14 protein-coding genes and 1 tRNA gene are annotated in these 13,159 nt (G+C 44.3%); 9 read left to right on the top strand and 6 right to left on the bottom strand.

Annotated elements, in window-relative coordinates; translation table 11 throughout:
- Both ACFQZI_RS20805 and ACFQZI_RS20800 read right to left on the bottom strand, forming a co-directional pair.
- Window positions 1-849, bottom strand: a complete 849-nt coding sequence (locus ACFQZI_RS20805) for a phosphatase PAP2 family protein (RefSeq protein ID WP_377145955.1) — start codon at window positions 847-849, stop codon at window positions 1-3.
- Between the two features lie 117 nt (window positions 850-966).
- Entirely contained in the window at window positions 967-1,308 is a 342-nt protein-coding gene (locus ACFQZI_RS20800) for an RNA recognition motif domain-containing protein (RefSeq protein WP_377145952.1), read from the bottom strand.
- A gap of 111 nt (window positions 1,309-1,419) precedes the next feature.
- Between ACFQZI_RS20800 and ACFQZI_RS20795 the strand changes: the two genes are divergently transcribed.
- From ACFQZI_RS20795 to ACFQZI_RS20780, 4 genes are all read left to right on the top strand, one after another.
- Window positions 1,420-1,806, top strand: a complete 387-nt coding sequence (locus ACFQZI_RS20795; protein ID WP_377145950.1) for a hypothetical protein — start codon at window positions 1,420-1,422, stop codon at window positions 1,804-1,806.
- A gap of 60 nt (window positions 1,807-1,866) precedes the next feature.
- Window positions 1,867-2,241, top strand: coding sequence for a DUF2200 domain-containing protein (locus ACFQZI_RS20790; RefSeq protein WP_377145948.1), 375 nt, complete (start codon window positions 1,867-1,869; stop codon window positions 2,239-2,241).
- A gap of 46 nt (window positions 2,242-2,287) precedes the next feature.
- Window positions 2,288-2,605: a hypothetical protein gene (locus ACFQZI_RS20785; protein WP_377145946.1), complete on the top strand. Its 318-nt coding sequence runs from the start codon at window positions 2,288-2,290 to the stop codon at window positions 2,603-2,605.
- A 476-nt stretch (window positions 2,606-3,081) separates the two neighbouring features.
- Entirely contained in the window at window positions 3,082-4,548 is a 1,467-nt protein-coding gene (locus ACFQZI_RS20780) for a S41 family peptidase (protein ID WP_377145945.1), read from the top strand.
- Window positions 4,549-4,748: 200 nt separating this feature from the next.
- On the opposite strand, the gene ACFQZI_RS20775 is transcribed toward ACFQZI_RS20780, so the two are convergent.
- Window positions 4,749-4,822 (bottom strand) — tRNA-His (locus ACFQZI_RS20775).
- A 107-nt stretch (window positions 4,823-4,929) separates the two neighbouring features.
- On the opposite strand from ACFQZI_RS20775, the gene ACFQZI_RS20770 reads away from it, so the two are divergent.
- A complete protein-coding gene (locus tag ACFQZI_RS20770) occupies window positions 4,930-7,023 on the top strand; it encodes a heavy metal translocating P-type ATPase (RefSeq protein ID WP_377145943.1) in 2,094 nt (697 codons plus the stop codon).
- A gap of 105 nt (window positions 7,024-7,128) precedes the next feature.
- On the top strand, window positions 7,129-7,596 hold the full coding sequence (gene rnhA / locus ACFQZI_RS20765; protein WP_377145941.1) for a ribonuclease HI: 468 nt from the start codon (window positions 7,129-7,131) through the stop codon (window positions 7,594-7,596).
- Window positions 7,597-7,649: 53 nt separating this feature from the next.
- Here the strand turns inward: rnhA and ACFQZI_RS20760 are convergent, their stop codons facing one another.
- From ACFQZI_RS20760 to ACFQZI_RS20750, 3 genes are read right to left on the bottom strand one after another with little or no spacing between them, the layout of a single operon-like run.
- Window positions 7,650-8,144, bottom strand: coding sequence for a metallophosphoesterase family protein (locus ACFQZI_RS20760; RefSeq protein ID WP_377145939.1), 495 nt, complete (start codon window positions 8,142-8,144; stop codon window positions 7,650-7,652).
- A gap of 22 nt (window positions 8,145-8,166) precedes the next feature.
- Window positions 8,167-8,883 carry a tRNA1(Val) (adenine(37)-N6)-methyltransferase gene (locus ACFQZI_RS20755; RefSeq protein ID WP_377145937.1) on the bottom strand — a complete coding sequence of 239 codons (717 nt, stop codon included), beginning with the start codon at window positions 8,881-8,883 and terminating at the stop codon, window positions 8,167-8,169.
- Window positions 8,883-9,608: a glycosyltransferase family 2 protein gene (locus tag ACFQZI_RS20750; RefSeq protein WP_377145935.1), complete on the bottom strand. Its 726-nt coding sequence runs from the start codon at window positions 9,606-9,608 to the stop codon at window positions 8,883-8,885. Before ACFQZI_RS20750 ends, ACFQZI_RS20755 begins: the two co-directional genes overlap by 1 nt.
- 75 nt (window positions 9,609-9,683) lie before the next feature.
- Here ACFQZI_RS20750 and pbpC point away from each other — a divergent pair, with 75 nt between their 5' ends.
- The 3 genes from pbpC to ACFQZI_RS20735 are packed head-to-tail and all read left to right on the top strand — an operon-like array spanning window position 9,684 to window position 13,159.
- Complete coding sequence (gene pbpC, locus ACFQZI_RS20745) at window positions 9,684-12,053, top strand: penicillin-binding protein 1C (RefSeq protein ID WP_377145933.1); 2,370 nt, start codon at window positions 9,684-9,686, stop codon at window positions 12,051-12,053.
- 24 nt (window positions 12,054-12,077) lie between these two features.
- Complete coding sequence (locus ACFQZI_RS20740; protein ID WP_377145932.1) at window positions 12,078-12,788, top strand: 3'-5' exonuclease; 711 nt, start codon at window positions 12,078-12,080, stop codon at window positions 12,786-12,788.
- Between the two features lie 5 nt (window positions 12,789-12,793).
- Window positions 12,794-13,159 (top strand): glyoxalase, encoded by a 366-nt coding sequence (locus ACFQZI_RS20735; RefSeq protein WP_377145930.1) that lies wholly within the window; start codon window positions 12,794-12,796, stop codon window positions 13,157-13,159.

The following is a 13,159-nucleotide window of genomic DNA, read 5'->3' as shown; positions in this document are numbered from 1 at the left end:
CTAAAATTGCATAGCAAATTGAAAACCGACCACTCCACCCTGGTATGACGGCAGTAAGATAGAACTACTCTTGTTCTCTTTTTTTAACTCGGTAGGTACATCGCGGTTCCGCTCTTTATCGCGCCCGCTTTTAAATAACTTGTTTCGGATATGCGGATAAATTAAATAAGCTGCCTTGGTAGAAAGGATACCAAAACCGGCACCGGCCACTACATCGCTAAACCAATGGTTTTGGTGGTAAATGCGAAATAAACCCGTAGTAGTTGCAAAGGTGTAACCTATGATGCCGTAATAGACAGATTTCTCGTTCAGTTCCTGCGCCATAAACTCAGCCCCTAAAAATGAGTTTGATGTATGCCCGGATGGGAACGAATGCCGGTCGCTGCCGTTTGGCCTAAGCCTGTGGGTAATATTCTTTAATCCAAAAACCGCCGCGTTCATCATCCCCTGCGCCATTACGTAAATAAGGGTACGATCTACAAAAGTGTTTTTACCGTGCACGCCAACAAGGTTAACGGCATATACCATCACCACCGGCGCATATTGGAAATAATCTTCGTAATGCTTTGTGGTAGAGAAGTTATGTTCGTTTGCTTCCTGGTAAACATACCTGTCAAACCTTTGCAGGGGTTTCAAAGCGAGCGAGCTTAAACCATACCCTACTAAAATTGCGGGGGGTATTAAGGCTGCGGTCTTGCTGCGCAGATGTTTAACAGTATCCGGGGCGGTGAAAAGATCTTTCTTCAGTGTATCTACAATGTTCACCTTTTTACCGGTATCGGCAGGTACGGTTTGTGCACCGGCATTAAAAGCAATAAACCAAAGGCCTAAAAAAAGTACTTTTTTCAACAGAAATATATTAAATATTAAACCATGCCGATAACGGCTTAATACTGAACGATGAAATACAGTTTATGTTTTGCCAGATTAAAGTATAACCGTGTACTATGCAGTTTAGTACAACTATTATGATGATAGCCTGCGGGGGCGCTTAGGCCTCTCTGCAGTACCGGCAGGTGCGGCCGGCCTTGTAAACGGCCTCGGGCTTGGCGCTTTTTTTACAGGCTGGTCTTCGGTTATGCTTAATTTAAGCTCCCTGCCCTGAAACATGGTACCATCTAAAGCTATTACGGCATTTTCGGCGCCGGCGCGGTTTTCCATTTCTATAAAGGCATAGCCCTTGCAAACGCGCGTTTTTTTATCACGCACAATTTTAATAGTGCTAACAGCACCGTGCCAGCTCACCAGCTGCACCAGCTCAAGTTCGGAAATATCAAGCGGAAAGCCGCCGATGAAGATCTTTGTCATAAGTAAATACAACGCAATATTAGGTATTCTTGTTATTTTTAAAAAACTTACGGTTAATTAATACATACAGTTGGCCTAAAACAATTGTTACCCGATATTTATTTAACAACTATGATAACTGTAGTAGGAATTTTTGAAAATGCTGAGCTTGCCGAAGAAGCAAGTTCTTATTTACTGGCAAACGGTTTAATAAGCGAAAATGTAGATGTGCACACACATGGCACACAGCCGAGCGGACACGACCACATAGGCAACTTTTTTAGCCAGTTGGTAGATGATGAGAATAAAGCCGAGCATTATGCCACATTGGCTCGCAACGGGTCAATTGTAACCGTTCATGCGCAGTCGCCCCGCGAAGCGCAGGAAGCGGCAGATACGCTTAACAATTACGGCGCTATAGACCTGAACGCGTCTGACGACAGCCCTTCGCACAGCCAGATGATAGAACGTATAGTAGCGGACGACCAGCGCCTGCGTGGAAGCAACCCCATCAGGTAATTGCCACAGCATTTCGGCGGCTGATATTTTCTTGTTATTTTGTGAAGTAAAACACTGCAAATGATCACCACAGATAAGCATAATGAAAAGATAGCAAAGATGACCTTTGCATCCGTGTACCCTATGTACATTAAAAAGATAGAAGCTAAGGGCCGCAGCATACAAGAACTAAACCAGGTTATAACCTGGCTAACAGGTTACGATGAGGAGAAACTGAATGATCTCATCGCACAAAAAGTAACGTTTGAACAATTCTTTCAGCAAGCATCTGTTAACCCTAACGCTTCACTCATCACCGGAATGATCTGCGGTTATCGTATCGAGGAAATAGATAACCCATTAACGCAGCAGGTTAGGTACCTGGATAAGCTGGTAGATGAACTGGCTAAAGGCAGGAAGATGGAGAAGATATTAAGACAGGGGAGTAACAAGTAAAAATCTTTTTAAATGAGATTGTGTAGCTTTTAAATGTATTAGAATTATGAATTTTAAAAAGTCTCAACCAATTATTCCCTTCAAGGATTTTAAAAAACTTATACTTCAATCAAAAGAATTTGAAAGTGTGCCTAAGCAAAAAAAATATAAAGTCACAAGAATTGATAATGATATAATTCACTTTATTCGTTTAGATGCCGATCCATCAAGTGATTGGTCGTTTGATATCAAAGATATTTACAACGCTTATATCAATCTTGACAACTATACAACATCATCTTTTAAAAATTATGTTCCTCGAAAGCATTCTCCAGCAAGGGGTATATTGTCACATTTAAAACTTATTGAACCATCCAAGTACTAATTCAACATCCGATTGAAATACTTATAAACAAAAACGCCCCTCATTTTCATGAGAGGCGTAGCGGGTGCTTATCAGTACAAATTACGTCGAAGTTTATCGCTGATTTGAAGTGGTTGGCCGATTTTCTTGAAAGAATATGATGTGATGGAAAAAGGCAAGAATTGATTGATTTGACATCTAATAAAAGCATGCATTATTTCACAATGGTATATTTAGATAGTACTGATTTTAAAATATCAATACTACCTATCAGGTTGAACTTATGATTGCTGATTAATGGAAAATGAATTATTCAAGCCTGGCCGACCGTAACGATCTGGAAAAAGAACTTGTGGAACTGGTTATGAAAGAAGTGAAGATGACTAAAAGGCAGTGACATGGCGTTGCATAATAGAATATTTCGATAACTTTATAACTTCACCAGTAACGTTTTGGTTTACCAAGCGTCCTTGTAATTGATGATGACCCGGAGCCCGATGATAAAACGCATTTTTTTCCCCCTATGGTTACTGATTCCTTTTATCCTTAAAGCGCACGCGCCTGACAGCTTGGAACTGAAACATTATTCTTTACCGCTGCTAAAGCAGGATTTTGATCTGACCATTCGTTCGCTTAAAGAAGCGCATACTGGCTTGTACTGGTATAATAGCCAGGATGCATTCGATCGTTACGTCCGAAAAAAGCGCGGCCAACTACATGATGGAATGAACGGGTTAGAATTTTACCAGCTTCTTGCACCCATCATCGCGTACACCAAAGAAGGGCATACCAATATTCGGCTAAGTAAAGTTTTGCAGCAATATTTGCAACAGCGGGTGTGTTACCTGCCAGTATTCATTAAGATTCTGAATGGGAAAATTTATCTTCTGAATGATTTGCCGATGGCTCGGTCAAGGGGTAGCGAACTGCTGTCGGTTAACGGGGTAAAAGCGGGAACGCTGCTTCAACGATTTATGACGTTCGAACCATCCGATGGCTACAACGTAACCGGTAAATACCGGTGGATCGAAGAAAACGCCAAGTTCAATCTTTATTATGCGCGCTGCTTTCCGGCGACCAAAGCTTTCACAATTAGTTTTAAAGACGCTGGCGGTAAGATACTGACCTTATCAAAGCTACCGGGTTTGCCACTGGACTCCTTGCGAAAGCAATACACGGCCGCTTTGAATTCTATCCCCAATAGCGTATTTACGCTACCAGCGAAGTTAGCCATCGACAGCACATCAGCTACTGCTGTTCTTACTATCAATTCTTTTCAAAAAAGGCGCTATACGGCAGCCAATATGGATTTTCATACATTTGTTAAAGACGCTTTCTACTGCATTAAAAAACAGCGGGTCAGCAAACTTATTATCGATATCCGCAAAAATGGCGGCGGCACAGAAGGTTACGAAGATTACCTGTTATCGTTTATGATCCGCAATGATTACCTGAAATATAGCTATGTGCAAGCCTCCGCTTTTCACTACTCATTTTATCCGTTTTCGGATTATAGATCTGACTGGATGGGACTTGACAGCGCATTAAGAGCGGAACATTACAAGTCCAGGGGCGGTCGCATATTACGCAAGCCTGGGGTTGAAGAACACGAAAAGCCACAGGCCGATCCTTATACGGGTGCCATCATCGTATTGACCAGTGGGCTGACGTACTCAGGCGGTTCGGAATTCGCGTCGCTGATGCGCAATCATACCAATGCAACCTTTATCGGTGAAGAAACAGCCGGCGGTTACTATGGAAATACAAGTGGCTACCGAATAACGTTACAACTGCCAAATACCGGCCTGGAAGTAGCCATCCCCATTCTCAAGTTTGTAGTAAATACGCCAAAACACGGTAACCCTTTTGGGCGCGGCGTGCTGCCGGATATTGCTATCCAGCCAACTATTCAACAGTACCTACAAGGAATTGACCCTGAGATGCTGCGAGCACAAAAACTATAAGTCTGTCATGAACTTTTAATACGCTTAACGACTGTATGATCTGCCCACTGTCGCATTTTAAATGCTTGAAGAAGCCTATTCTAAGTGGGGATATTAACCACAAACATGAACGTGGCTGCGTTCGAATATATATGAAAAACAAGGAGTTACGGGCAAAAAAATGGGGCAAAAATCTGTTTTAAAGACTTCGCCCCATAAAGGGTAAATGATGGGGCTCGAACCCACGACCCTCGGTACCACAAACCGATGCTCTAACCAACTGAGCTACATCTACCGTGTTGGAGGCTGCAAAAATAGAAATCTAAACCTAATTTACAAAGCATTTTTTAAAATTACACTCTGCTTACCTGTTTAACAGCACCTTAATTTATTTTTGTAACTATGGCAGAGCAATTAGTGGAGTTGAACGTTACCGGGATGCATTGCAATAATTGCGCAATGAGCATCCATAAGCTACTGGAGAAGAAAGGCTTGCATGATGTGTTGGTTAGTTTCGCGTCTGAGGAGGTGAAATTCAGCACAGACGATCAATCTATACTGCCGCAAATTATAAAAGATATAGAGGGCCTCGGCTTTAAAGTTGTTGATGAAGAAAACATCCAGCCAACACCTTTTTACGAAAAGGTGGAGAATAAATTCATCTTCTGCGCTATGTTTACGGCCCCGCTCCTGCTGCACATGGTTTTTCCTTGGCATTTTTTGCATAATCCAATAGTGCAGCTTATACTTTGCTTGCCAGTTTTTGCGGTTGGCTGCCTGCACTTTGGTAAAAGCGCTTACAGTTCGTTAAAGAATGGTACACCCAATATGGATGTATTGATCTTTGTGGGGTCGGCCTCGGCCTTTATATACAGCCTGGTTGGCACCATTGAACACCTTGGCGGGAATTACTTATTTTATGAGACCTGCGCTACCATAATCACCTTAGTTTTATTGGGTAATGTATTTGAGAAACGCTCGGTTAACCAAACTACCTCGGCTGTAAAAGATCTGATGAAGTTTCAGCAGGTAAATGCTAATCGCGTAATAAATGGTAGCGTTGAGGTCATAAGCGCTAAGGAAGTAGTATCCGGCGATACCCTATTGGTTAACGAGGGCGACCTGGTACCCGTAGATGGCGAAATATTATCAGGCGATGCGTTAATAAACGAAGCCATGATAACCGGAGAGAGCATACCCGTAGCTAAAACAAAATATGATAAAGTAATCGGCGGCACTATCCTGCAGCAGGGCAACATCCGCATTATGGCTACCAAAGTTGGCTCCAACAGTACGCTATCGCAAATTATTGATCTGATGAAAAAAGCGCAGGCCGCCAAACCGCCGGTTCAAAAACTTGGCGATAAGGTAGCTTCGATATTTGTGCCGGTGGTGATACTGATAGCCCTGGCAACGTTTGCCATCACTTATTTGGCTACCGATGCCGGCTTACAGCGTTCTATGATGCATGCTATTGCGGTACTTGTTATCTCCTGCCCTTGCGCAATGGGCCTGGCAACACCTACTGCTGTAATGGTGGGCCTTGGCCGTGCTGCTAAAAATGGCATCTTAATAAAAGGCGGCGATACTATTGAAGCAGTAGCCAATACCAAATACGTATTATTTGATAAAACAGGAACGCTTACCACAGGCAAATTCAGCATTCATGACATTAAACCTGAGGAGGGTTTTACCATGGAGCAAATCCGCGGGGTTATTGTGGCTATCGAAGAACGGTCTAACCACCCCATAGCCAGATCGATGGTAGCCGAACTGCAATCGTTAACTCAGCAAAAAGTTATACTGCGTACGGTTAAAGAAGAAAAAGGCCTGGGTATGCGTGCCGAAGATGTAGATGGCAACAACTATTTCTTGGGTACTGCAAAACATAAATCGCTTGATAATTTTAATTTAACTTTATACCGTAACCAGGTGCGCATGGCGCAAATAGCGGTTGATGATACCATTAAACCCGATGCCTCGGGATTGATAGCTCAATTAAAAAAGGACGGCATTATCCCGGTACTGGTGAGTGGCGATAAAAAAACACGCTGCGCCACCGTAGCCACAGCGTTGGGCATTGACGAAGTACACCCCGAAATGCTGCCCGATGATAAGCTAAAGGTGGTTGATATGTACCGCAAAAAAGGCAAAACCATTATGATAGGCGATGGTATTAACGATGCTCCTGCCCTAACCCAGGCAGATGTTGGGGTATCTATGAACGATGCCAGCCAGATAGCAATACAATCCGCAAAGGTAATTTTGCTGAATACCGATCTGCAATCGGTTGTGAAGTTTTTGCAGATAAGCAGGCATACCCTGCTAACCATTAAACAAAACCTATTTTGGGCTTTTGCCTACAATATTATAGCGATTCCTGTCGCCGCGCTCGGCTTTTTAAACCCCATGGTAGGGGCTTTGGCAATGGCATTCTCAGATGTTATTGTAATAGGTAATTCTTTAAGGTTGAAGGTGAAAAGGGTTAATAGATAATGGTTCATACATCATGGTTAATGGTCGTTAAATAAAGTTTTATACTTTTGGGGCATAGAGAATGGTTCTTGCTATCAACTATGAACCATCAACCATGAACTACAAATGATAGAAATTTACACAGACGGTGCATCAAGTGGTAACCCGGGGCCGGGTGGTTATGGGGTAATTCTAAGATCGGGGCAGCATTATAAAGAGCTGAGTGCCGGGTTCCGCAAAACCACCAACAACCGTATGGAACTGCTTGCCGTTATTACAGGGCTCGAGGCTATCAAATCGCCCAATCAATCAGTAACTGTTTTCTCGGATTCTAAATACGTTATCGACGCTATTGAAAAGCGATGGGTAAACGGCTGGGTTGCCAAAGGCTTTGCCGGTAAAAAAAATAAAGACCTTTGGATGCGCTACCTCAACATAGCCAAACTGCACAACGTTAAGTTTGTATGGGTACGCGGGCACAACGGCCACCCCGAAAATGAGCGTTGCGATCAGCTTGCGGTAGCCGCCGGCAAGCAAAAAGACTTGCTCATAGATTCTGTTTTTGAAATGGAGGCCGCTAAGGCCGGTGCTTAGTAGCTTATAGATGATGGTTCATAGCAGCTACCTTTATCATTCACTTCAATTACCTATCTTCCGTGTAATTCAATTACTTCCAGATCCTGTATTTTATCGCTATTGATGTTAAAGCGCATGAGGGTACGCACCTTGTGCCACCCCTGTTTTCCCGCTGCGCCGGGGTTTAAATGGAGGCAACTTATCTTTTTATCAAATACCACCTTTAAGATGTGCGAATGCCCGGTTATAAATAACTTAGGTGGATTGGTGTAGATTTCGGGCTTTACATTAGTGCTGTACCTGTCTGGATAGCCACCAATATGCGTCATCCAAACATCAACACCCTCACACATAAAACGGAGGTGCTCGGGATATACCTGCCGGATGTCTTTGCCATCAATATTACCGTACACCCCCTTTAGTGGTTTAAAGGCCGCGAGCTTATCTGCCAGTTCGATATTCCCAAAATCTCCGGCATGCCAGATCTCATCGCAATTTTCAAAATGCTTAAACACCGAGTCGTCCAAAAAACCGTGGGTATCTGATATGAGGCCTATCCGGGTCATTTGATTTTAGATTTTAGATTTGCTAAAATATCGTTAAAAAATCGCCCAGCGCTATCTGGTATTCCAGCGAGTAAACTTTAGGCGCGTCATATATCACAAACTCTTCTTCAACAATACCTTTTTGCTCTTTGCCAAACGTTAGTATTTCACGGTGCGGGGCGCTATCTGCAAACGACTTAATAAATATCTCCCTTTGCAATTGCAGCTGATACTTTGGCAACAGGTCTTTTACAAGGGCCGCGGTTGGCAAAGGCAATATAAGTTGGCAGGTGCCGGTGTCTGTAAGGTATTCATCCGCGCAGCGTAATAATTGCTTAAAAAATGAGCCGTCGGTATGCTTGGCCAACCGCTTTTGCTCATCCGGCGAAGCAAGAGAATCTAAATGAAATGGCGGATTAGATACAATGAGGTCGTGTTTTTTCCAATAATAGTTTTTAAAATACCCCTCAAAAGTGTTAAAAGATGAGTACACTCGGTATAAAAAGGGCGATGCTTTAAAATTTCTGTCGGCAGCCTCTGCCGAATCCTGGTCAATATCAACACCACCAATGTGGGCAACGGCAAACCGCTGGGCCAGCATCAGGGCAATTACACCGGTGCCTGTACCTACATCAACAATACTTTGCGGGTTATTTGCAGTGGCTAGTGCACCAAGCAAAACGCCATCGGTATTTATCTTCATGGCGCAGCCGGATTGGTCAACCTCAAATTGCTTGAATTTAAATATGTGTGCACCCATTACTTTGTATTGAAAAGCCCGTATTTAAGAATGCAGTAAATAGCGCGTACACCATCCTTCCACCCTATTTTTTTTCCATCATCGTAAGTACGGCCATAGTACGAGATCCCGACCTCATAAATGCGGATCTTAGGGATGCGGGCCACTTTTTGCGTTACCTCGGGCTCAAAACCAAAGCGTTGCTCACAAAGCTTTATAGATTGCAGCAACCTGGTATCAAATAACTTATAGCAGGTTTCCATATCTGTAAGGTTAAGGTTACTCATCATATTTGAAAGGAACGTTAACCAGCGGTTACCTATAGTATGCCAAAAGAATAAGATACGATGGGGGTTGCTGCCCATAAACCGTGAGCCGTAAACCACATCGGCAAATCCATTGCAAATGGGTTTTAACAGGTCGTTATATTCGGCAGGGTCATACTCTAAATCGGCATCCTGTATAATGGTATATTCGCCTGTAGCCTTCGCTATACCCGTATGAAGGGCAGCGCCCTTGCCCTTATTTTGCAGGTGTTTAAAGTACCTGATATTGATGACCGGGTTTTGGGCCTTATAATCGGCAACGGCCTGTTCCGTATTATCGCTAGAGCAATCATCTACAATAATGATCTCTTTTTGGATATCATCAATCAGTTCCACGTCTTTTATCTTATTCAGAATGAGGTGGATGGTACCACCCTCATTATAAGCCGGGATAATTATTGATAATTTACCTATTTTCATTGTGGATTATAAAATGCCAGTTTAATGTTACCGCGAACAAAGCAAAGCCTCAAAAAGCCAAAAGTAATGATATTAATGGCTATTTTATTTGCTTTAATATTATGGTTTGCGCTATGCCTGCCAAAACCATTGTTCAGTAGCCCCACTTCTTTTGTGATAGATGATGACGCCGGACAGCTTTTAGGTGCATCTATTGCAACCGACGGACAATGGCGCTTCCCCTACAACGCCACCGTGCCCGAAAAGTTCAGCAAATGCATCATCGCATTTGAAGATAAGCGCTTTTACAGCCACTGGGGCTTAGATCCACTTGCCTTTGGCCGTGCCATTAAGCAGAATTTAAAAGCTAAACGGGTAACCAGCGGCGGTAGTACATTAACCATGCAGGTTATACGCCTCAGCACCCGCCACAATCGCACTATATGGAATAAACTTGGCGAGATATTTATGGCTATGCGGCTGGAGCTAACTTACAGCAAGAAAGAAATAATGGCCCTGTATGCCAGTAACGCCCCGTTTGGCAGTAACGTGATTGGACTTGATGCCGCGGCTTGGCGCTATTTTGGCCGCGAACCCAATAAACTTTCTTGGGGAGAAATGGCTGCGCTGGCTGTTTTACCAAACTCGCCATCATTAGTACACCCGGGCAAAAACAGGCAGATACTGCTAAAAAAACGAAATTTATTGCTTGATAGATTATTTAAACAAGGTATTATAGACAGTACTACCGCGTCTCTCGCCAAGTTTGAGCCCGTGCCCGATAAGCCTATGCCCCTGCCGCAAATGGCCCCTCACTTATTGCAGCGCTTTAAAACGGATTTTAAAAGCAATAAACAGGCCTTAACCCGCCTCCAAACCACCATAAAAAGCAATTTACAAGAACAGGTTACCGATATATTAGAAAAACACCATCAGGTTTTAAAGGCTAATGATATTAACAATATTGCCGCCGTTGTTTTGGATGTTGAGACCGGGGCAACCCTCGCCTACGCCGGTAACATCGCGCACCGCGAAGACCCCGAAATGGAAAGCGATGTGGATGTAGTGAACGCCCCACGCAGCCCCGGCAGCACATTAAAGCCCTTGCTTTACGCCAGTATGCTGCACGATGGCCTGATACTGCCCAACAGCCTTATTGCAGATGTACCCACACAAATCGCCGGTTACCATCCCGAAAACTTCGACCTCGGATATGATGGTGCTGTGCCCGCGTCAAACGCCCTATCACGTTCGTTAAACATACCTGCAGTTAAAATGCTGCAGCAGTACAAGTACGAACGTTTTTACGATAAGCTAAAAAAGATCGGCATCACCACTTTAAAACAACCTGCCGACCATTATGGCCTGTCCTTAATATTGGGTGGCGGCGAAAATACCCTTTGGGAACTAAGCGGCGCTTACGCGGATATGGCCAGGGTGCTAAACCATTATAATAAAACATCCATTTACAGCCCTGATGATTACCATGCGCCTGTTTATGCGACTTTGCCTAAACAAAAACCTAAGTTAGAAAAGAATGGCTTGTTAGACGCCGGCTCTATATATTACACCCTGCAGGCTATGGAAGAAGTAATGCGCCCCGGCGAGGAAATGCTTTGGCAGCAATTTAGCTCAACGCAGCGCATAGCCTGGAAAACAGGTACCAGCTTTGGCTTTAGGGATGGCTGGGCTATTGGCATCACCCCCAAATATGTGGTAGGCGTATGGGTAGGCAACACCGATGGCGAAGGCCGCCCAGGCTTAACAGGCATCCATACCGCCGCGCCGGTGTTGTTCGATATCTTTCGACTGCTACCGGCCGCTCGCGAGTGGTTTAACGTACCCACCGGCGAAATGGTAAAAATAAACGTATGTAAAGAAAGCGGCTACCGCGCAGGGCAATATTGCGAGCACCCGGTAGAACAATTGGTGCCCAAAAGCGGGTTAAAAGCCCCGGTTTGCCCTTGGCATAAAATAGTGCACCTCTCTGCCGATCAGCAATTTCAGGTAACGGGCAATTGTACCTCACCGGATAATATTATTAATCGAAGCTGGTTTGTGCTGCCCCCATCGATGGAGTATTATTATAAAACCAAAAATTACCAGTACCATACCCTGCCGCCCTTCGCACCCGGATGCGAACAGGGCGGGGCAAACCCAATGGAACTGATCTACCCAAAGGATGGCGCTAAAATTTATGTACCGCTTGAGGCCGATGGCAAACGCGGTAGGTTGATCTGCAATGCGGCGCACCGCCAAAGCGGCGTGAAGATATTTTGGCACCTCGACGATAAATACGTTGGCGAAAGCGGCGCCTATCACCAAATGGCTTTAAACCCTGCTCCGGGTAAGCACAGGCTTACTTTGGTAGATGCCAACGGCAATACCCTTCAAATAAATTTTGAGGTGCTGGATAAGAGCCTCCCCCCGGCCCTCTCCAAAGGAGAGGGAGCCGATAAAAATTAATTCAAATTAATTTAACTTAGTACCATGCTTGAACAATACGACCTGAGCAACATGATGGTGCTGGATATTGAAACCGTACCCCAATACCGTAATTACGACGAAGTGCCCGATAACCTACAGGAGCTGTGGGCGCATAAATCCCAATACCAGCGTAAGGACGAAACCCCAAAAGAATTTTATGAACGAGCGGGTATCTGGGCCGAGTTTGGTAAGATAGTTTGTATCTCGGTAGGCATATTCACCAATAGCGGCGGCAACCACCCCGGTTTGCGGATAAAGTCGTTTGCCGATCATGATGAAAAGCAACTGCTGCAGGATTTTAGCAGGATGCTGAGCGGCCAGCCCCTAAGCCTGATCCTTTGCGCGCATAACGGCAAGGAGTTTGACCTGCCGTATATTTGCCGGCGCATGCTCATTAACGGTGTACAGTTCCCGCCGCACTTGCAGATACAGAGTAAAAAGCCCTGGGAGATACCGCACCTAGACACCATGGAACTGTGGAAATTTGGTGATTATAAAAATTACACATCCTTAAGCCTGCTCACCGCCATCTTTAATATCCCTACCTCTAAAGACGATATTGATGGCAGCCAGGTTGGCCATGTCTACTGGGTAGAAGATGACCTGCCGCGTATTTGCACTTATTGCCAAAAAGATGTGGTGGCCACGGCACAGCTTATCCGCCGTTACCGCGGCGAAGCTTTAATAGAAGATGATTATATCACGATAGTTTAAATTATATGGAACACAAAGGTATTTCCCTGCGCCCGTTTATTGGCGCAAAAGATTATGAAGTATCGCGCAGCTTTTACCGCGACCTGGGGTTTGAAGAAATTGTATTATCGGCAGATATGTCGGTTTTTAAAAGTGGCTCGCTCGCGTTCTACCTGCAAAAATATTATTTGAAAGACTGGATAGATAACACCATGCTTTTTATGGAGGTTGACGATGTAGAAAGGTTTTATAAAGAGCTTATCGGCCTGAACCTGCCTGATAAATATGAAGGCGCACGTGTAACCCCTATCAGAACGGAATCATGGGGCAAAGAATGCTTTGTGCACGACCCAAGCGGCGTATTATGGCACTTTGGAGAGTTTGCCAAATAG

The sequence above is a fragment of the Mucilaginibacter lutimaris genome (assembly GCF_042676625.1).
GTDB classification, from domain to species: Bacteria; Bacteroidota; Bacteroidia; order Sphingobacteriales; family Sphingobacteriaceae; genus Mucilaginibacter; species Mucilaginibacter lutimaris.
This window is presented reverse-complemented; position numbering and strand designations above follow the sequence as displayed.